Source organism: Xanthobacter dioxanivorans, assembly GCF_016807805.1.
Taxonomy (GTDB): Bacteria; Pseudomonadota; Alphaproteobacteria; order Rhizobiales; family Xanthobacteraceae; genus Xanthobacter; species Xanthobacter dioxanivorans.
Map to the genome: position 1 here is coordinate 3,756,154 of NZ_CP063362.1, position 20,056 is coordinate 3,776,209.

Annotated in this window: 14 protein-coding genes; 4 read left to right on the top strand and 10 right to left on the bottom strand. The window is 70.1% G+C overall.

Annotated features, from left to right (window positions below):
- Positions 1–834 precede the first annotated feature (834 nt).
- Positions 835–1,374 carry a sigma factor-like helix-turn-helix DNA-binding protein gene (locus tag EZH22_RS17520; RefSeq protein ID WP_203191802.1) on the bottom strand — a complete coding sequence of 180 codons (540 nt, stop codon included), beginning with the start codon at positions 1,372–1,374 and terminating at the stop codon, positions 835–837.
- Between the two features lie 367 nt (positions 1,375–1,741).
- The gene (locus tag EZH22_RS17525; protein ID WP_203191803.1) at positions 1,742–2,137 is read right to left on the bottom strand and encodes a flagellar export protein FliJ; all 396 of its coding nucleotides are present in this window, start codon (positions 2,135–2,137) and stop codon (positions 1,742–1,744) included.
- A gap of 468 nt (positions 2,138–2,605) precedes the next feature.
- On the opposite strand from EZH22_RS17525, the gene ctrA reads away from it, so the two are divergent.
- The gene (gene ctrA, locus EZH22_RS17530; protein ID WP_203191804.1) at positions 2,606–3,307 is read left to right on the top strand and encodes a response regulator transcription factor CtrA; all 702 of its coding nucleotides are present in this window, start codon (positions 2,606–2,608) and stop codon (positions 3,305–3,307) included.
- Positions 3,308–3,521: 214 nt separating this feature from the next.
- On the opposite strand, the gene chpT is transcribed toward ctrA, so the two are convergent.
- Together chpT and EZH22_RS17540 are read right to left on the bottom strand one after the other, a co-directional pair.
- Entirely contained in the window at positions 3,522–4,244 is a 723-nt protein-coding gene (chpT, locus tag EZH22_RS17535; protein WP_203191805.1) for a histidine phosphotransferase ChpT, read from the bottom strand.
- Positions 4,245–4,374: 130 nt separating this feature from the next.
- Positions 4,375–5,565 carry a pyridoxal phosphate-dependent aminotransferase gene (locus EZH22_RS17540; RefSeq protein WP_203191806.1) on the bottom strand — a complete coding sequence of 397 codons (1,191 nt, stop codon included), beginning with the start codon at positions 5,563–5,565 and terminating at the stop codon, positions 4,375–4,377.
- Positions 5,566–5,989: 424 nt separating this feature from the next.
- On the opposite strand from EZH22_RS17540, the gene EZH22_RS17545 reads away from it, so the two are divergent.
- The 3 genes from EZH22_RS17545 (at position 5,990) to dxs (ending at position 10,578) form a co-directional block, all read left to right on the top strand.
- Positions 5,990–7,423, top strand: a complete 1,434-nt coding sequence (locus tag EZH22_RS17545; RefSeq protein ID WP_203191807.1) for a M48 family metalloprotease — start codon at positions 5,990–5,992, stop codon at positions 7,421–7,423.
- 26 nt (positions 7,424–7,449) lie between these two features.
- A complete protein-coding gene (locus tag EZH22_RS17550; protein ID WP_203191808.1) occupies positions 7,450–8,247 on the top strand; it encodes a DsbA family protein in 798 nt (265 codons plus the stop codon).
- Positions 8,248–8,631: 384 nt separating this feature from the next.
- The gene (gene dxs, locus EZH22_RS17555) at positions 8,632–10,578 is read left to right on the top strand and encodes a 1-deoxy-D-xylulose-5-phosphate synthase (RefSeq protein WP_203191809.1); all 1,947 of its coding nucleotides are present in this window, start codon (positions 8,632–8,634) and stop codon (positions 10,576–10,578) included.
- A gap of 141 nt (positions 10,579–10,719) precedes the next feature.
- On the opposite strand, the gene EZH22_RS17560 is transcribed toward dxs, so the two are convergent.
- The 6 genes from EZH22_RS17560 to EZH22_RS17585 all read right to left on the bottom strand — a co-directional run bounded on the left by EZH22_RS17560 (position 10,720) and on the right by EZH22_RS17585 (position 19,862).
- Positions 10,720–11,616 (bottom strand): MBL fold metallo-hydrolase, encoded by an 897-nt coding sequence (locus EZH22_RS17560; RefSeq protein ID WP_203191810.1) that lies wholly within the window; start codon positions 11,614–11,616, stop codon positions 10,720–10,722.
- Positions 11,613–13,769, bottom strand: coding sequence for a methylmalonyl-CoA mutase (gene scpA, locus EZH22_RS17565; protein WP_203191811.1), 2,157 nt, complete (start codon positions 13,767–13,769; stop codon positions 11,613–11,615). Before scpA ends, EZH22_RS17560 begins: the two co-directional genes overlap by 4 nt.
- A 68-nt stretch (positions 13,770–13,837) precedes the next feature.
- Positions 13,838–14,209, bottom strand: coding sequence for a hypothetical protein (locus EZH22_RS17570; protein WP_203191812.1), 372 nt, complete (start codon positions 14,207–14,209; stop codon positions 13,838–13,840).
- 15 nt (positions 14,210–14,224) lie between these two features.
- Positions 14,225–15,838, bottom strand: coding sequence for a methylmalonyl-CoA mutase family protein (locus EZH22_RS17575; RefSeq protein ID WP_333473604.1), 1,614 nt, complete (start codon positions 15,836–15,838; stop codon positions 14,225–14,227).
- A 386-nt stretch (positions 15,839–16,224) separates the two neighbouring features.
- Positions 16,225–17,454, bottom strand: a complete 1,230-nt coding sequence (locus EZH22_RS17580; RefSeq protein WP_203191813.1) for an SAM-dependent methyltransferase — start codon at positions 17,452–17,454, stop codon at positions 16,225–16,227.
- A 380-nt stretch (positions 17,455–17,834) separates the two neighbouring features.
- A complete protein-coding gene (locus EZH22_RS17585; protein WP_203191814.1) occupies positions 17,835–19,862 on the bottom strand; it encodes an acetyl-CoA carboxylase biotin carboxylase subunit in 2,028 nt (675 codons plus the stop codon).
- Positions 19,863–20,056: the final 194 nt, after the last annotated feature.

A 20,056-nucleotide genomic window follows, 5' to 3' on the forward strand; every position in this document is an offset into this window, starting at 1 on the left:
CGCCGGCGTCTCTGCCGGGGGGAGATTTTCCCCCGGGGGACTCGCGGCCGGTCCATGCGCCGGCTCGGAGGCCGGCGGGCCGGCGGCGGGCGGTCCCTCCGGCTCGAGGAACATGAAGGCGGGGGCGGGGCCAGCGGCTCCGGCGGGGGGCGCACGCGGGGCGGGGCGGGCGGCGGGCCGGCCGCCGCCGCGACGGGCAGGGCGGGGCGCTGCGGCTCGGCGCGCCTCGCCGGTTCGGGGGGCGCGGGCGCGCGCGCCGGGGCGGCAGCAGGCCGGCGTCGGTCGCGGCCCGGATGGCGCGGCCGAGGGTCCGCTCCTGCGGGCCGCGGGCGACGGGCGCAGACAGCGGCGCGGCGGCTCCGCCCTCGGGCCGCGCACGGCGCTCGGGCGTCTCGGGCCGGGCCGGCCGGGCGGCGGCGCGCCGGCGGAACGGCAGCGCGAGCAGCCGGCGGAACCGCCCGAGCACGCCTGTTGCCGGCCGATCGGGCCGCCCCTTCAGGTCGGGCCGCGGCGCGGGCCGGCCGGAGGCATCGGCGACGGGAGCGCCGGAGCGCACGCGGCCGCCGCTCGGCCGGGCGGCACGGGCGGCGTCGAGATCGGCGAGGATCTGCCGCCAGAGCTGGGGCGGGGGCGCCACCGGAACGGCAAGCTCGTGCAGGGGCGCAAGGCGGCGCTCCCATTGCCGCACCAGCGTCGCGAACTGGGGATCGGCGCCCACGCGCCCCCGGGCGATCTTGCGCTCGTCGGGATCGAGGGTGCCGAGCACGAACTCGGCGGCCAGGGTCCGGTCCACGTCCGAGGGCGAGCGGACCACCTGGGCGGGCAGGGCCGCGGTCACGCGCGCCGTCCGAGGCAGGCGCCGAGCTGCGCCACGCTCCGCGCCATCCAGGCCCGGATGCCCGCTGGCGGCGCATCGAAATAGACCGACAGGGCCTCGCGGCTCCAGCCGTCGTAGAAGGCGAGAAGGACCATGCGCCGGCGCTCTTCCGGCAGGGTGCCGAGGCAGGTGAGCAGGCGCTGGAGCGCGGGACTGCGCCGCGCGCCGGCGAGGGGGTCCTCCCCCCGCTGGCCCACGTCGAACGGCTCGAAGGCATCCCCCACCGGCCGGCGCCAGGCCATGTCGAGGGCGCAGGCGCGGGCGATGGACACCATCCAGGCGACGGGATCCTCTTGCGGCTTGAGGGTGTGCGCCTCGGCGTGGATGCGTCCATAGGTGCGGCGCAGCGCCTCCGCCGCCAGCTCCGGGCGCCGCATCAGGCGCAGCACGATGCCGTACAGCTTCGGGCTGGTGAGGCGATAGAGCTCCTCGAACGCCTGTCGGTCGCCGGTTGCGACCGCTTCGACGAGGGCATGGACCTTGCGGATCGGCGTCACGGAACGCTCTCGCTCGGGAATGGTGAGGAAGAGGTTACCGGAGCCTTGGCGGCGTTTGGAAGCTTGGAGGGCGCCTCGGCACCCCCTTCACGGGTAAATAATTTCGCTGCACCGCAATAGGTTGTACCAACCTACCGCTCGGTGAGCCATCCCCCGTCACGGCGGTGTCTGCCGGCCTCCACGCGCGGCGAATTCATGCGCCGGCCGTCATCCCCGGCTTGTCCGGGGGAGGCGGTGCGGCCGGGCTGGCGTGCCGGCTCCCTGGCTTGCGGGCGCGGGGCGAGCGGCCGAGCGGATGCCCCGGACGAGCCGGGACATGACGGTCCCCGGGTTTCGGCGCGATGAGGGCCCCCGCGTCGGCTCGCGCCTAGTGGCGCGCGGGCTCGGTGGGGCGCAGGGGGGCGCGGCGCGGCGGGCTTTCCACCCGGCCGGTGCGCTCCATCTCGCCGGCGGCTTCCACCAGAGCGAGATCGGCCTCGGCCTCGGCGAGCACCGCCTTGGCATCGTCCTGCTGGGTTGCGAGGTCCTCGGCCGAGCGGCGCAGGTTGTCGCGCCGGTTGCGCGCGGCCAGCGCCAGCGGCGGGTAGGCGAAATGGCGCGGATCGGTGATGCCCGAGCGCTCCTCCTCGGCGGCGATGTCGCGCTCGAGATCCTGCGCCATGCGCTCGAAATCGGCGATCATCGCCTCGATCTGGACGAGGCGGCGACGCGCATCCTCGATCTGGAAACGTTTGGCACGGATCAGGGGGTCACGCGACTTCATCGCCGTCTACTCCGGTACGCACAGGCTGACGCGCCCCGCACGCCCGCCCGTGTGCGCTCGGAGCCTCCGGGGCAGAGAATGTCCGGTGAGGGTTGCCCTTTCCTTACTGAGCGTCGCGTCCGGCGAGAAAATCGCAACACCCGTCCCGTCGGCAACCAATCGTTTACCGCCTTCGTTAATGATGGCGCTACGGTTCGGGTGAAGCGCGCTGGGCGCTTTCCCGAACGCCGCCCTTAAGGACTCGGGCGTGGGGTGATCGGGCGCGTGCCCAACGGGTTGTGGAAAACCTTAAGTGCTTGAAACAGAGTCAGTCTTGACTCCCGGGCATAAAGAATTTTCCGCAGACTCTTGTGGGAGAGAATCGAGTTCTGTTAACGATTCTACACACGTATCGCGAATCACTCCAACGGCCGAGCAACGAAAGTCGGCAACGCCGCCTTTCGGGTAGTTGCGAGGAAAGGGATAGCCATGCGCGTCTTGCTCATCGAGGACGACAGTGCTACGGCCCGAGGCATCGAACTGATGCTGAAGACCGAGAGCTTTAATGTCTATACGACCAACCTCGGTGAGGAAGGCGTCGACCTTGGCAAGGTCTACGAGTACGATATCATTCTGCTCGACCTGAACCTGCCGGACATGTCCGGGTTCGAGGTCCTGCGTTCTCTTCGCCTCGCCAAGGTGAAGACTCCCATCCTCATCCTTTCCGGCCTTGCGAATACGGAAGACAAGGTGAAGGGCTTCGGCTTCGGGGCCGACGACTACCTCACCAAGCCCTTCCACAAGGACGAGATGGTGGCGCGCATCCATGCCATCGTCCGCCGCTCCAAGGGCCATGCCCAGTCGGTGATCCAGACCGGCGACCTGATCGTCAACCTCGACACCAAGACGGTGGAGGTCGAGAACAACCGGGTGCACCTGACCGGCAAGGAATACCAGATGCTGGAGCTGCTCTCGCTCCGCAAGGGCACCACCCTGACCAAGGAGATGTTCCTCAACCATCTCTACGGCGGCATGGACGAGCCCGAGCTCAAGATCATCGACGTGTTCATCTGCAAGCTGCGCAAGAAGCTCGCCAACGCCTCCGCCGGCAAGAACTATATCGAGACGGTATGGGGACGCGGCTATGTGCTGCGCGAACCGATGCCCGGCGCCGAGCGCATCGCCGTCTGACGCGCGCCGCCGCATCCCAAAAAGGCCCCGCTTCGGCGGGGCTTTTTCGTTCCGGCTTGAAAATGGGGCGATCGCGGGCCGAAAGCCGGCCAGCGCGGACCGCTGGCGCCGCGCCCGCCCGGCATCGCCATCAGGCCCGCGCGGCGCCCGGGCGCCCCCTTCTCTGCCTCGATCGAAGGCCGAGGCCGTTGGTGCAAGCCGATGGCTGACGGGATCAGGCGGCGGTGATGGTCACCGTCTCGCCGTCCTGGGCGAAGCTCACGCCGAGGGCGCAGTCGCGCGCCAGCATCCCGGCATAGAAGGGCTGCACCGAATGGGCGTCCAGCCCGCCTTCGGGCACGCCGCCGCCCACCAGCGCCACGATGCCCTGCGGAATGCGGGCGCTGACCCCGGTCGAGGCCAGCGTGAAGCCCGTGGCGTCGCCCTCGCCCTGGGCCGACACCCGGATGACGCCGCCGCGCGGCACCGTGGTGCCGGCCAGCAGCACGAGGTTGAGCAGCAGCTTCACCCGGTTCTTGGGCAGGAGCTCGCGCGGCAGGGTCCACTCGATGGCGGTGCGGCTGTCCTCGATCACCGCGCGCACCACCTGCTCGGCGTCGCCGAGATCGAGCCGCGCCCCGGCTGAGCCCGCCGCCCCGAAGGCGAGGCGGGTGAACTGGAGGCGCGCCGAGGCCTGCCGGGCGCTCTTGGCGATGAGGTCGAGGGCGACCTCGCGCATGTCGGCGGCGTCCTCGTCCTCCAGCACCTCGATGCCGTTGACGATGGCGCCCACCGGGCTGATCACGTCGTGGCACACCCGCGAGCACAGGAGCGCGCCCAGGTCCAGGGCGGAGACCGCGACGGTGACCTCTGGCGCAGGAGTCTGGGGCTCGGGCGTTCCGGACGCGGGGGGCTCGGACGCGGGAGTCTCGGACGCGGGGGTCTCGGACGCGGACATGGGATATTCCCGGTCAGCGACGGTGGTCGCATGCGGCCCAGCCGGAACGCGTCCGAATCCGTCTCGATGAAAGTTGGTCCAGATACACCGCCGCTTGCGGCTCTCACAAGCCGGCGCGCCGCGCGTGCTGTCATCCCCGGTTCAGGAAGTCGCCGATGCGCGCCACGGCCTGCGCCATGTCGGGCGGCGACCCGGCATAGGAGATGCGCAGGAAGCTGCGGCCGTGGAAGGGGTCGAAATCCACCCCCGGCGTCGCCGCCACGTGCACCGCGTCCAGCATGCGGCGGGCGAATGCGGCGGAATCGTCGGTGAAGTCGGAGACGTCGGCATAGAGGTAGAAGGCCCCGTCGGCGGGCAGGAAGCGGGCAAGGCCCGCCTTGGGGAGGCCTTGCGTGAGGATGCGGCGGTTCTCCACGTAGCTCGCCTTGACGAGGTCCATCTCGGCGCGGCCCTCGAAGGCGGCGTCGGCGGCGATCTGCGACAGGGTGGGCACGGAGATGGACAGGTTCTGCTGCAGCCGCTCCATGGTGCGCGAGACGCCGGGCGGCACCACCATCCAGCCCACGCGCCAGCCGGTCATGCAGAAATATTTGGAGAAGGAGTTGATGACGGTGACGTCCTCGCCGATCTCCACCGCGCTCACCGCCGGGAAGGCGTAGTCGAGGCCGTGATAGATCTCGTCGGAGATGAAGGCGAGGCCGAGGTCGCGGGCGCACGCATGCAGGGCCGAGAGCGCGGGCCGGTCCATCATGGTGCCGGTGGGGTTGGCCGGGCTTGCCACCAGCACGCCCTTGAGCGGCGCCTCGCGGTGCGCCGCCATGAGGCCTTCCGGAGTGAGGGCGTGGCGGTCCTCCCCCCGGGTCTCGATCAGCACCGGCTCGCAGCCGAGGGCGGAGAGCACGTGCCGGTAGGGCGGATAGCCGGGGGCGGCGATGGCGACCCGGTCGCCGGGCTCGAACAAGGCGAGGAAGGCCAGGATGAAGCCGCCGGACGAGCCGTTGGTGACCACGACGCGCTCCGGATCGATGGCGACGCCGTGGGTCTCGCCATAATGGCGGGCGATGCGCGCGCGCAGCGCCGGAAGGCCCAGCGCCGCGGTATAGCCCACCTGTCCCGCCGCCAAAGCGGTCGCGGCGGCCTGCCGCGCCACCAGGGGAGCGGGAGCCGCCGGCTGGCCCACCTCCAGGTGGATGACGCGGCCGCCCTGCGCCTCGATGCGCGCGGCGTGCTCCATCACGTCCATGACGATGAACGGATCCACGGCGCTGCGCCGGGACAGGGCGATGGCGGCGGCGTGGGTGCGATGTGCGATGGCGGTCATGCGAGGCTGACTTTCCGCTTCCTTCCAGGCGGCGGCCGGCGCTGCCGTGCTGCCGCCGCATTCTGACTGTCCCTGAGACGGGGTCTCACCCAGGGTCGGGTTCCATTCCCAGGGGACACCGCACCGGGCATCCCGAGGGTCGCCCCAACGTGAAGATCGGCGCATTGACCGCGGGGCGGGTGTTCGCCAGTGTCCCCTGCGTCTCGTAGCCTGCGCCGCCCCGGGCGCCAAGGATTTCGGCGCCAAGGATTTCGGCGCCAAGGATTTCGGCGCCGAGGATCTCGGTACCGAGGATTTCGGTGCCGGCGGGCTTCACCGCCGCGCCGGCCCCTGCGGCGCGGGGGGCATTTTCGGCGCGAGGACCGCGCATGTGCAACAGGGCCGGACGGGCCCAGGAACGGAACGAAGCCGAGCAGCGATGCCGATGTCTTTCCAGAAGCTCTTCCAGGTGGCCCGCCGCGGCGCGGCCCGTCTCGGGCGCGGCGCGTGCCTGCTGGCCGCCGTCAGCCTGCCCGTCCAGGTCGCGGTGGCGCAGGAATCAAGCCCCCGGGGCCGGCCCACCACCATCCGCGACACCGAGATCGAGGCCCTGCTGCGCGATTATACGCGGCCCATCCTGAAGACCGCCGGCCTCGCCCAGCAGAATGTGGAAGTGGTGCTGATCTCCGAACGCTCGTTCAACGCCTTCGTGGCGGACGGGCGGCGCATCTTCGTCAACACGGGCGCGCTGGTGGATTCGGTGACGCCCAACCAGATCATCGGCGTGCTGGCGCACGAGACCGGGCATATCGCCGGCGGCCATCTCGCCCGCATGCGCGAGCAGCTGGCGGGCGCCCAGACCATGGCCATCGTCGCCATGCTGCTCGCCGCCGGCGGCATGGCGGCCGGCGCGGCCAGCGGCATGAACGGCCGCGACCTCGGCAATGTGGGCGCCGCCGCCATGTCCGCGCCGCAGGAGGCGATCCGCCGCTCCCTGCTCTCCTACCAGCGCGGCGAGGAGCAGGCGGCCGACCGCTCGGCGGTGAAGTATCTGGATGCCACCGGCCAGTCCTCGAAGGGCATGATCGAGACCTTCGAGCGCTTCCAGAGCGACCAGCTCTTCATCAGCCAGCGGGTGGACCCCTACCTCCTGAGCCATCCCATGGCGCGCGAGCGCATCGCGGCGCTGGAGGAGCTCGCCAAGAAGAGCCCCTACTACAATGTGAAGGACCCGCCGGCGCTCCAGGCGCGGCACGACATGATGCGGGCCAAGCTGATCGGCTTCATGGAGCGGCCGGAGGTGGTGGCGCGGCGCTACCCGGCCTCGGACACCTCCATGGCGGCGCAATATGCGCGGGCGATCTCGGCCTACCGCTTCGGCAACGTTTCCAGCGCCGTCGCGCAGATCGACGCGCTCATCGCGCGCGATCCGTCCAACCCGTATTTCTACGAGCTCAAGGGGCAGGCGCTGCTGGAGAGCGGGCGGGCCGCCGATGCGGTGGCGCCCCTGCGCAAGGCGGTCTCCATGACCGGCAATGCGCCGCTCATCCGCTCTATGCTGGGCCAGGCGCTGGTGGAATCCGGCAAGCCCAGCGACAATTCCGAGGCGATGCGCGAGCTGGTGCAGGCGACGCAGCGCGATCCCAATTCGTCGTCGGCCTGGCGCTCCTTGTCCATCGCCTATGGCCGGGCCGGCGACCTCGCCAATGCCGACCTCGCCGCCGCCCAGGGCTATTTTGCCACCGGCGACTTCAAGTCCGGCCGCGAGCTCGCGGCGCGGGCGCGCCAGCGCTTCCCGCAGGGCTCGCCCGGCTGGCTGAAGGCCGACGACCTCGTGAACTTCAAGCCGCCCAAGTCGGCGCTGAACCGACCACAATGATGCACTTTCACCCCATGGAGACCTTTATGTCCCGCAACCAGGGCTCGTCCCTTTCCGGCTTCCGGCGCATCGCCGGCGGCCTCGCCGCGCTTGCGCTGGCCGCCGTCCCGGCGGTCCTTCTCGCGGCGAGCCCTGCCGCCGCCTTCACCGATGCCGAGAAGAAGGAAATCGGCGCCGTCATCCGGGATTATCTGGTGCAGAATCCGGAAGTGCTGCAGGAGGCCATCGCGGTGCTGGAGCAGCGCCAGATGGTGGTCGAGTCCGGCCAGCGCACCAAGGCCATCGGCGAGAACAAGGAGCTGCTCCTGAACAGCCCGCGCGGCGTGGTGGTGGGCAACCCCAAGGGCGACGTCACCCTGGTGGAGTTCTTCGATTACAATTGCGGCTACTGCAAGCACGCGTTGTCCGACCTCCAGCAGCTGGTGAAGCAGGACCCGAACCTGCGCGTGGTGCTGAAGGAATATCCGGTGCTGGGCCAGCCCTCGGTGGAGGCGGCGCAGGTGGCGGTGGCGGTGCGGCTCGCCGCGCCGGACAAGTACATGGCGTTCCACCAGGCGCTGCTCGGCGCCCGTGGCACGGCCGACCGGGCCAAGGCCCTGGCGGTGGCCAAGGAGGTGGGCGTCGATCCCGCCGCGATCCAGAAGTTCGCCGCCTCGCCCGAGCTGAACGCCACCCTCGACGAGAGCATGAAGATCGGCACCGCCCTGTCGCTCAACGGCACGCCGTCTTACGTGGTGGGCGACCAGGCAGTGATCGGCGCGGTGGGCTTCGACAAGCTGAAGGCCGCCATCGCCGACGCCCGCAAGGCGCAGGCGGGCAAGTGACCTGAGGGCAAGTGACCTGAGGGCAAGTGACCCAGGGTCAGTGGCCTGAGGTCAAATGATATGAGGGAATGTGGCCCGGGGTGATGTGACCCGGGGTGATGTGGCCTGGGGAAATGCGACCTGCCGCGAGAACCTGCGGCAGGTCCCTTGTGGCAGGTCCCTTGTGGCAGGTCCCTTGTGGCGGGTCCCCTGTGGCAGGCCGCGGAGGGCCCGCCGCTCCGGTGCCGCGGGTTCATCCATGGCCGGTCACCACACGTCCAGGACCGCTGAAGCCGTCTTCCCGGCGCCGCGACGAGGGGGCCGGTGCGCACCCATTGTCCGTTGCAAGCCGCCATTTGGCTGTGTAAGGCTCGTTTTCCCGGTTCGTTCCGGTCGGAGTGGTCCGTGACCTCGTTGAAGACCCCGTTGCTCGATACCATCAAGGATGCCGCCGACGTGCGGCGCCTCCCCCAGGACAAGCTCGCCCAGCTCGCCGCCGAATTGCGCGCCGAGACCATCGATGCCGTCTCGGTCACCGGCGGTCATCTGGGCGCGGGCCTCGGCGTGGTCGAGTTGACGGTAGCCTTGCACCACGTCTTCAACACGCCCCATGATCGCCTGATCTGGGACGTGGGGCACCAGTGCTATCCCCACAAGATTCTCACCGGCCGCCGCGACCGCATCCGCACCCTGCGCCAGGGCGGCGGCCTTTCCGGCTTCACCCGCCGGTCGGAGAGCGTCTACGACCCGTTCGGCGCGGCGCACTCCTCGACCTCCATCTCGGCCGGCCTCGGCATGGCGGTGGCGCGCGACCTCGCGGGCGAGGAGCGCAACGTGGTCTGCGTCATCGGCGACGGGGCCATGTCGGCGGGCATGGCCTATGAGGCCATGAACAATGCCGGCGCCATGGATTCCCGGCTCATCGTCATCCTCAACGACAACGACATGTCCATCGCCCCGCCCACCGGGGCCATGTCGGCCTACCTGGCGCGGCTCATCTCGGGGCAGACCTACCGTTCGCTGCGCGAGATCGGCAAGCAGATCGCCGGCCACCTGCCCAAGTTCGTGGAGCGCGGCGCCCAGCGGGCGGAGGAGTTCGCCCGCGGCTTCTGGACCGGCGGCACCCTGTTCGAGGAGCTGGGCTTCTATTACGTGGGGCCCATCGACGGGCACAATCTCGACCACCTGCTGCCGGTGTTGAAGAACGTGCGCGACGCCAAGACCGGGCCCATCCTGGTCCATGTGGTGACGCAGAAGGGCAAGGGGTACGCCCCGGCCGAGGCCAGCGCCGACAAGTATCACGGCGTGGTCAAGTTCGACGTGATGACCGGCGCGCAGGTGAAGGCCAAGTCCAACGCGCCGTCCTATACCCGCGTGTTCGCCGAGAGCCTCATCGCCGAGGCGCGGCGCGACCCGAAGGTCGTGGCCATCACCGCCGCCATGCCGTCGGGGACGGGGCTCGACCTGTTCGGGCAGGTGCATCCCGAGCGCACCTTCGATGTCGGCATCGCCGAGCAGCACGCGGTGACGTTCGCCGCCGGGCTCGCGGCCGAGGGCTTCAAGCCGTTCTGCGCGCTCTATTCCACCTTCCTCCAGCGCGGCTACGACCAGGTGGTGCACGACGTGGCCCTGCAGGGCCTTCCCGTGCGCTTCGTCATCGACCGCGCCGGCCTCGTGGGGGCGGACGGGGCGACCCATGCCGGCGCCTTCGACATCGCCTATCTCGCCTGCCTGCCCGGCATGGCGGTGATGGCCCCCGCCGATGAGGCGGAACTGACCCACATGATGGCCACCATGGTCGCCTATGACGACGGCCCCATCGCCGTGCGCTTCCCGCGCGGCGAGGGCGTCGGTATCGAGCGGCCCGACCGGGGCGAGGTGCTGCCCATGGGCAAGGGCCGACTCGTGCGCGGGACCGGCGCGGGGGACGTGGCCCTGCTCTCCCTCGGCACCCGTCTCGCCGCGTGCCTGGAGGCGGCCGAGCGGCTGGAGGCGGCGGGCTTCGCCGTGAGCGTCGCCGACGCGCGCTTCGCCAAGCCGCTGGATCGCGACCTGGTGCTGCAGCTGGCCACCGGCCACGCGGCGCTGGTGAGCGTGGAGGAGGGCTCCGTGGGCGGCTTCGGCAGCCACGTGCTCCAGCTCCTCACCGACGAAGGCGTGCTGGACCGCGGCGCGGTGAAGGTCCGCACCATGGTTCTGCCGGACACCTATATCGACCAGGACTCGCAGGCCCGCCAGCTGGCCGAGGCGGGACTCGATGCGGACGCCATCGTGGCCAAGGTGGAGGGGCTGGTCGGCACGGCGAAGGCCGGGCTGGGCAACGCCGGGCTGGGACTGCACAAGGCGGGGTGAAGGGGCGGGAGCGCCGGGTGAGTCCCGTGCGCCCCGCACTGTAAATCTCCGCAGGGTTCATGCGGCCGGTGCCCCAGTGTCCAACTCAAGCGGCACCCTCCATGCCTCGGCAAGGGCGACCGGGACAAGGGCGACCGGTTCCTACCCCACCCCCAACACCGCCTCCACATTCCGCCGGTGCACCGCCTCATAGGGCTCGAAATACGTCACCGCCCCCGTGGCGAAAGCCTCGGCCGCGAACGTCCTCAGATCGAGCGGGGCCAGCTCGGGCTCATTCTTCAGCCGCAGCAGCTTCTCCACATAGAGCCGCGTCGCGTCGATCAGCCCCTCGCCGTAGCCGCCGGCCGCGATCGCCTCCGCCGCGCCGTGGTTGGGCAGGATGCGCGTCGCGCCGAGTGCCGCAAGCTTTTCCAGCCCTTCGAGGTGGATCGCCAGCCGGTCCGGCTCGTCCACGTAGGTGATGGGGTCTTCCAGCGTGTCGCCGGCCAGCAGCAGGCCGCCGGGCAGCAGCGCCACCGTGCCGTCGCGGCTGTGGATGTCCATGTGGATCAGGTCCACCGGGACGGAGCCGACCATCAGGGACAGCCGCTCCTCGAACAGCCGGTTCGGCAGCACCAGCGGGCAAATGGGCGGGTCGGCCGCCTCCAGCCGGGCGCGATGCTGGCGCAGCAGCGCGTCGGTCTCGCCATTGGCGATGATCTCGCCGTCGGCGAACACGGCGTTGCCGGCCACATGGTCGTCGTGCCAGTGGCTCAGCACCAAGCGGATGCGCCGGGCGCCCTTTGCCTCCAGCGTGCGGCGGATGAGGCGGGCGTGGGCCAGCGAGACGTGGCTGTCGTAGACCAGCGCGTCTTCGCCATCGATCACCGCATAGGAGGCGATGCCGAGCGCATAGGCGCCATCGTCCAGCCAGTTCTCGTGGGTGCCGTGCAGGCGTGCGCCGGGCACGCGCCCGTCATAGAAGGCGAGCACGTGCGGGGCGGGCTCCAGCACCCGCAGGGTGGAACCCAATGGCGTGAGGTCGCCGGCGCCGCTCACTCCGCCGCTTCGAGCGTGTGGCCGAGGCGGTGGGAGAGGGTGGCGATCAGTTCCTTCGCCGCATCGGCGATCACCGTGCCGGGCGGGAAGATGGCCTCGGCGCCGGCGGCCTTGAGCGCCTCGTAGTCCTGCGGCGGCACCACGCCGCCCACCACCACCATGATGTCGCCCCGGCCCTCGGCCTCCAGCGCCGCCTTCAGCGCCGGCACGAGGGTGAGGTGGCCGGCGGCCAGCGAGGAGATGCCCACCACGTGCACGTCGTTCTCCACCGCCTGCCGGGCGGCTTCCTCGGGCGTGGCGAACAGGGGGCCGATGTCCACGTCGAAGCCGAGGTCGGCGAAGGCGGAGGCGATCACCTTCTGGCCGCGGTCGTGGCCGTCCTGGCCCACCTTGGCGACGAGAATGCGTGGCCGGCGGCCTTCCGCATGCTCGAACGCCTCCACCAGCTTCTGCACCTTGCCCACCTTGTCATTCATGGCGGAGGCCTCGCGCTTGTAGACGCCGGAGATGGCGCGGATCTCGGCGCGGTGGCGGCCGAACACCTTCTCCAGCGCGTCGGAAATCTCGCCCACCGTCGCCTTCACCCGGGCGGCGTCGATGGCGAGCTCCAGGAGATTGCCGCCGCCCGCCGCGCCGTTGGTCAAGGCGGTGAGCGCGGCGGCGACGTCCGGGTCGTTGCGCTCGGCCTTGAGGCGGCGCAGCTTCTCGATCTGCGCCGCGCGCACGGTGGCGTTCTCCACCTTGAGCACGTCGATCATGCGGTCGCGCTCGGGCTTGAACTTGTTGACGCCCACCACCGTCTGCGCCCCGCCGTCGATGCGGGCCTGGGTGGTGGCGGCGGCCTCCTCGATGCGCAGCTTGGGAATGCCGGCCTCGATGGCCTTGGCCATGCCGCCCAGCGCCTCCACCTCCTGGATGTGCGCCCACGCCTTGGCGGCGAGGTCCGTGGTGAGCTTCTCCACGAAATAGGAGCCGCCCCACAGGTCGATCTGCCGCGTGGTGCCGCTCTCCTGCTGCAGCAGGATCTGGGTGTTGCGGGCGATGCGGGCGCTAAAGTCCGTGGGCAGTGCCAGCGCCTCGTCGAGCGCATTGGTGTGCAGCGACTGGGTCTGGCCCTGGGTGGCGGCCATGGCCTCGATGGCGGTGCGCATGACGTTGTTGAACACGTCCTGCGCGGTGAGCGACCAGCCGGAGGTTTGCGAATGGGTGCGCAGGGGCAGGGACTTGGGGTTCTTGGCCCCGAGGTCGGTCATCAGCCGCGTCCACAGGAGGCGGGCGGCGCGCAGCTTCGCCACCTCCATGTAGAAATTCATGCCGATGGCCCAGAAGAAGGAGAGGCGCGGCGCGAATACGTCGATGGGCAGGCCGGCGGCGGCGCCGGCGCGGCCGTATTCGACGCCGTCCGCCAGCGTATAGGCCAGCTCCAGATCCTGCGTCGCGCCGGCTTCCTGCATGTGGTAGCCGGAAATGGAGATGGAGTTGTAGCGCGGCATTTCCTTCGACGTATAGGCGAAGATGTCGGAGATGATGCGCATGGAAGACGCGGGCGGATAGATGTAGGTGTTCCGCACCATGAATTCTTTGAGGATGTCGTTCTGGATGGTGCCGGACAGCTTGGCGTGCGGCACGCCCTGTTCTTCCGCCGCCACCACGTAGAGCGCCAGCACCGGCAGGACAGCGCCGTTCATGGTCATGGACACGCTCATCTGGTCCAGCGGGATGCCGGAGAACAGGGTGCGCATGTCGTAGATGGAATCGATGGCGACCCCCGCCATGCCCACGTCGCCGGCGACGCGCGGGTGATCAGAGTCATAGCCCCGGTGGGTGGCGAGGTCGAAGGCCACCGACAGGCCCTTTTGCCCGGCCGCGAGGTTGCGCCGGTAGAAGGCGTTGGAATCCTCTGCCGTGGAGAAGCCGGCATATTGCCGGATGGTCCAGGGCTGGGTGGCATACATGGCCGCATACGGCCCGCGCAGGAACGGCGCGATGCCGGGATAGGTGTCGATATAGGACAGCCCCTCGATGTCGGCGGGGCCGTAGAGGGGCTTCACCGGGATGCCCTCGGGCGTGGTCCAGGGTTGCGCGGCGACCGAGGGCGGCACGACGTCCGGCGCGCGCCAGTCGATGTCGGCGAAATTGGGGATCCGGCTCATCTTCATTTCCCTCGAAATCGACCGCGTCTTCGCGAGTGCCCGGGTTGGTCCAGCTCAGGTCCGCCAGCTCAGCTTCTTTTGGCGAACCAGGAGCCGCTGCACTTGGGATGGGGCGAGGACCAGTCGCCCGATGCCTGATCCCCCTCGGCGAGGCCGGTGGCCGCCACCTTGTGGCTGCCGTGCTTGAGCATCATCCGAACCGCGCCGAGCTTGTTGATGCCGCCGGTGGCCGTCACCGGCCAGAAGCCCGCATAGGTGACTGTGCCACCCTTCACGGCCAGCTTGAAGTCGTAATTCTTGTTGCAATCCCCGGTCTCGGCCGAGGTGCGCACGCTCCAGGTGCCGTCGAACCGCCTGGCGTTGTCGGCATAAGCGGGGGACGCCCCGGCGCCGGCAGCGATGAACGCAATTGCAGTCAGGCCCGAAATGACTTGCGACATGGTTCTCCCCTGTCCTCAGCCCAGCCCGGCCGCCGCCTGCGCCCGCGCCAGAGTCTCCAGCGCGTCGCAGCCGGCGAAGACGAAGCCGGTCACCCCGGCCGCCGTCAGCGCCGCTTCCAGCTCCGCCGGCTTGCCGGCAAGCCAGACCGCGCCGGCGCCCGCGGCCTTCAGCGCCGAGGCAGTAGAAGCAGCTTCCGTGCCATAGACCTCGTCCGACGAGACGAGGCAGGCGAAGGGCGTTCCCGACGCCCCGAAGGCGGCGAGGAGGGCGTCGAGGTCGGCGAAGCCGTCCGGCACGGTGGCGCAGATGCCGCCGGCCTCGAAGAAGTTCTTGGCGAAGGACGCCCGCGCGGTGAAGGCTGCCACCGGCCCCAGCGCGGCGAGGAAGACGGACGGGGCCTTCGCCGCCGCCTCGGCCTTGTCGCGCAGGATCTCGAAGGGTTCGGCGATGCGGTGGGGGGCGAGCGCCCCGTCCGCCGCCGGGGACGCGGGGGCGAGGGGCGCCAGCACCTCGGGCGCCTGCTGCACCAGGATGGGGAATTCGGAGGTGCCGGTGATCGGCGCCTTGCGGCTGGCCACGTCCTTGTCGCGCCTCGCCTTCACCTCGGCGATCTCGGCCTTGAGCCAGCGGTCCTCCAGCACGTCGGCCATGCCGCCGCGCTTGTCGATGGTGCGGAACAGGTCCCAGGCCTTCTCCGCGAGGCCGTCCGTGTGCGCCTCCACCGCGCCGGCGCCGGCGCCGGGGTCGGCCACGCGGTGGACGTTGCTCTCCTCCATCAGCATCACCTGCGTGTTGCGGGCGAGGCGGCGGGCGAAGGCATCCGGCAGCCCCAGCGCCTGGGTGAAGGGCAGGACGGTGACGCTGTCCGCGCCGCCGACGCCAGCGGCGAAGGCTGCCACCGTGTTGCGCAGCAGGTTCACATAAGGATCGCGGCGGGTGAGCGAGCGCCAGGCGGTGGTGGCGTGCACCTTGAGGGGGGCGGCCTCGATGCCGCACTCGCGCTGCACCGCGCTCCACAGCAGGCGGATGGCGCGGAACTTGGCGACGGTGGCGATCTGGTTCACGTCCGCCACCAGGGCCGCCTCGATGCGCGGCGCCGCATCGGACAGGGGGATGCCGGCCTCGGCATAGGCCTTCAGATAGGCGACGGCGGTGGCGAGCACGCCCGCCAGCTCCTGCGCGTCCGAGGCGCCCGCGGCGTGATAGATGGCGCCGTCCGCCCGGGCGAACGGGCCGGAAAAGCCGCGCGCGGCGAGGATGGCCGAGCTTTCCGCGAAGCGCTTGGCCAGAAGCGGCCACGCCATGGGCAGGGTGCCGGCGGCGGCGAAGTCGCCCAGCGGGTCGAGGCCGAAGGAGACGGACAGGCCCTTGGGATCGAAGCCGCGGGCTTCCGCATGGTCGGCGAAGGCGAGGGCGTCCTCGCGGCCCTGGAAGGCGCCGCTTTCCAGCCGGGTCTCGATGAGGTCGAGGAGAATGTCCTTCAGCACCACGCCGAGGTCGGCGCCGTCCGGCAGGCCGAAGCCGTGGGCGTGGGGGGAAGGGGCGAAGACCAGGGACAGGCCGGAGGCGCCGCCGTCCAGGTCCTCCAGCGCCTGCGCGCTGGCGCCGGCGAGGTCCGGCTGGTCCACGCGGGCGCTGATGATCCACGGGGCCCCGCCGGGCGGCCGGCGACCACCGGGGCGTGCGCCTTGCGCTCGGGCAGGGCGTCGAGGGCGAGGCCCTCATAGGTGCGGGTGACGAGGCGCCGGTCATAGGGCGCGCCCTTCAGCACCCCGTCGACCAGCTTCAGCCAGTCGGCGCGGGTGACGGGGGGGAGGCCTCGGGCGATGTCCTCGGCGAAGGGCAGGGCGGTCGCATCGGTCATGTCAGGACCTCGGGACGGGGAAGGGGAGGCGGGCGCGGGGCGCGCCGCCAGACAAACGATTTCTGATGGCGCCGGCATTCACGTTCGCGCCCCCTCTCCCGCAAGGGGGGAGGGGAGGCAAACGGCTGCGTCCGCTCTGGTCTCCCGCCATCACCGCCGCTCCCGGGCCGCGAGCGCCCGCTCGCCGTCGATCATGTAGTCGCGGATGACCGGCACGTCGTCGCGCTTCTCGGAGAGGAGGAGCTGGAACACCATGTTGGAGCCGTGCAGGAAGCCCAGCTCCACGGCGGCGAGGTAGAATTCCCACATGCGGCCGAAGCGCTCGCCCATCATGGCGTCCACTTCCGCGCGCCGCGCCATGAAGTTCCGCCGCCAGGCACGGATGGTCCAGTAATAGTGCAGGCGCAGCACCTCGCAGTCGTCCACCCACAGGTGGGTGCGCTCGGTGGAGGCGAACACCTCGGACAAGGCCGGGACATAGCCGCCGGGGAAGATGTACTTGCGGATGAAGGGCGCCGTGGTGCCGGGGGGCGACATGCGGCCGATGGCATGCACCAGCGCGAAGCCGCCCTCGGCCAGCAGGTTGCGGACGGTGGTGAAGTAATCGTCGAAGTGCGAGACGCCCACATGCTCCATCATGCCGATGGAGACCACCCGGTCGAACTTGCCCTCAAGGTTGCGGTAGTCCACCTCGCGGAAGTCGATGCGGTCCGCCACGCCCGCGGCCTCGGCGAGGCGGCGGCTCTCGGCCAGCTGCTCGGGCGAGACGTTGATGGCGGTGACGTGCGCCCCGCATTCCTTCGCCATGTAGATGGCAAGGCCACCCCAGCCGGATCCGATCTCCGCCACCCGCATGCCGGGGGAGATGTTCAGCTTGGCGGCGATGTGGCGGAACTTGTTGCGCTGGGCGTCGGCCAGCGGCTCGTCCGGCTCGCGGAAATAGGCGCAGCTGTAGGCCATGGTCTCGTCCAGCCACAGCCGGTAGAAGGCGGCCGGGTGGTCGTAGTGGGAGGAGACGTTCTCCTTCGCCTTGGCCACCGGGTTCGCCTGCTGGAACCGCCGCACCGAACGCCACGCCTTGCGCAGCGCCTGCTGCACCGGATGCGCGCCGAGGCCCTTGCGGTTCACCGAGAACAGCATCAGCAGCTCGAACGCCCCGGCCCCGTCCTCGAACGAGAGGCGGCCGTCCATATAGGCTTCGGCGGCCACCAGCTCCGGATTGAAGAACAGATCCCGCTCCAGCTTCTTGTCGTGCATGCGCACGGTCACGGACGGCCCGTCCTGGCCCGAGCCGAACACATGGCGCTGCCCGTCGGCGGTGAGGACCGTGAGCTGGCCCTTCTCCACGAAGCGGTTCAGGAGGTGGGAGAGGAGGCGCATTCACAAGGCTCCGGCAGGCGCCCGCTCCCGCAGATGCGGGAGGGACGGGGAGGGGGCGGGTGTGCCGGACATTTTCACATGACGGCGCGCGAGGCCACCCTCGCGCCCAGGCCGACTGGAGCGCAAGCGAAAGGAGAGCAGACGGTTCCCCACCAAACCGTCCGTACCCCCTCTCCCCTTGCGGGAGAGGGCGGGGGTGAGGGGTATGGAGCCGTTTGACCCTGCATTTGGAACGCGGCACGGCAGCTCCCTCACCCCCGGCCCCTCTCCCGGACGAACTCGGCTGTTGCCGAGTTCGTTTCGTGAACGTCGAAGTCGGCAACAGCCGACTTCGAGGGGAGAGGGGAGGAGCGTCGTGAAGAGATGCCGCGCCGCACGCATCACGCGAATTCCAGGATCACCGCATCCACGGCGAGGCTGTCGCCGGCCTTGGCGTGGACCGCCTTGATCATGCCGTCGCGCTCGGCGCGCAGCACGTTCTCCATCTTCATGGCTTCCACGATGGCGAGGATCTCGCCGTTCTTCACTTCCTGGCCGGGCACCACGGCGATGGAGACCACGAGGCCCGGCATGGGGCAGAGCAGCTCCTTGCCGCCGCCGGCCGCTTCCTTCTTCGGCATGAGGGCGGCGAGTTCCGCCTCGCGCTCGGTGAACACCCGCGCCTGGGTGGCGATGCCGCGATGGGCCAGCGCCGCGCCGTTGGGGATGGGGCGCACCTGCACCGCCACCTGGTCGGCGTCGATGGTGCCCGCCCACACCGGCTCCCCCGGCTTCCAGGCGGAGCGCAAAAGGTGGGTGTGGCCCGCCGTGCCGTCGGCGCCGAAGACCTGCACCTTGTAGCCGCCATCCACCGGCTCCACCTCGCAGGAGGTGACGATGGTGTCGTGGCCGCCGGACAGATGCACCACCCGGCGCTTCTCGAAGGTCACCGGCACGCCGGAGACCTGGCCGGAGATCTTGCGCTTGCGGGCGTTCTGGATGTTGTCGATCACCGCCGCGACGGCGGAGAGGGTGTGCACCAGCTCGCCTTCCGGCGCGCGGGCGTGGAAGCCGTCGGGATATTCCTCGGCGATGAAGCCGGTGGAGAGCTTGCCCTCCTGCCAGCGCGGATGGGACATGAGCGCCGAGAGGAACGGGATGTTGTGGCCGATGCCGTCGATGGCGAAGGCGTCGAGCGCATCCGCCTGGGCCTCGATGGCCATGGCGCGGGTGGGCGCGTGGGTGACGAGCTTGGCGATCATGGGATCGTAGAAGATGGAGATTTCCCCGCCTTCATACACGCCGGTGTCGTTGCGCACGGTGATGGGGCCGTCCTTGCCCTCGGCCGGCGGGCGGTAGCGCACCAGGCGGCCGGTGGAGGGCAGGAAGTTGCGGTAGGGATCTTCCGCATAGATGCGGCTTTCCACCGCCCAGCCGGTGAGCTTCACATCCTCCTGGGTGAAGGTGAGGGGCTCGCCCGCCGCCACCCGGATCATCTGCTCGACGAGGTCGATGCCGGTGATCAGCTCGGTGACCGGATGCTCCACCTGCAGGCGGGTGTTCATCTCCAGGAAGTAGAAGCTCTTGTCCTGGCCGGCGACGAATTCCACCGTGCCGGCGCTGTCGTAGCCCACCGCCTTGGCGAGGGCCACGGCCTGCTCGCCCATCTTCTTGCGGGTCGCCTCGTCCAGGAGCGGCGAGGGGGCTTCCTCCACCACCTTCTGGTTGCGGCGCTGGATGGAGCATTCGCGCTCGCCCAGATAAACCACGTTGCCGTGCTTGTCGCCCAGCACCTGGATCTCGATGTGGCGCGGGTCGACGATGAACTTCTCCACGAACACGCGGTCGTCGCCGAAGGAGGACTTGGCCTCGGACTTGGCGCGGTCGAAGCCGTCCTGCACCTCGTCGCGGGAATAGGCGATGCGCATGCCCTTGCCGCCGCCGCCGGCGGAGGCCTTGATCATCACCGGATAGCCGATCTCGTCCGCGATCTTCGCCGCCTCGGTGCCGTTCTCCAGCACGCCGAGATAGCCGGGCACGGTGGAGACCTTGGCCGCGGCGGCCGCCTTCTTGGACTCGATCTTGTCGCCCATGGCCTCGATGGCATGGGGGTTGGGACCGATGAAGACGATGCCATGCTCGGCCAGCAGCGCGGGGAAGGAGGCGCGCTCGGACAGGAAGCCGTAGCCGGGATGCACCGCCTCGGCGCCCGTGAGCTTGCAGGCCTCCACGATCTTCTCGGCGATCAGGTAGGACTGGGCCGCCTGGGGCGGGCCGATATGCACCGCCTCGTCGGCCATCTCCACATGGAGGGCGTCCTTGTCGGCATCGGAATAGACGGCGACGGTCTTGATGCCCATCTTGCGCGCCGTCTTGATGACGCGGCAGGCGATCTCACCCCGGTTCGCGATCAGGATCTTCGTGAACATGGTGCGGGTTCCTTGGGCGCCATCGGCGCGGAGATAGGTGCGGTGTGGCCCGTTACCCCTTCCCCTTGCGGGAGAGGGGGCCGGAGCGAAGCGAAGGCGGGTGAGGGGTCTGCCCGGCGCCGGGTCCATCGGCGCCACACCCCTCACCCCAACCCTCTCCCGCTAGGGGAGAGGGGGAGCGTCGGTGCCGCTTG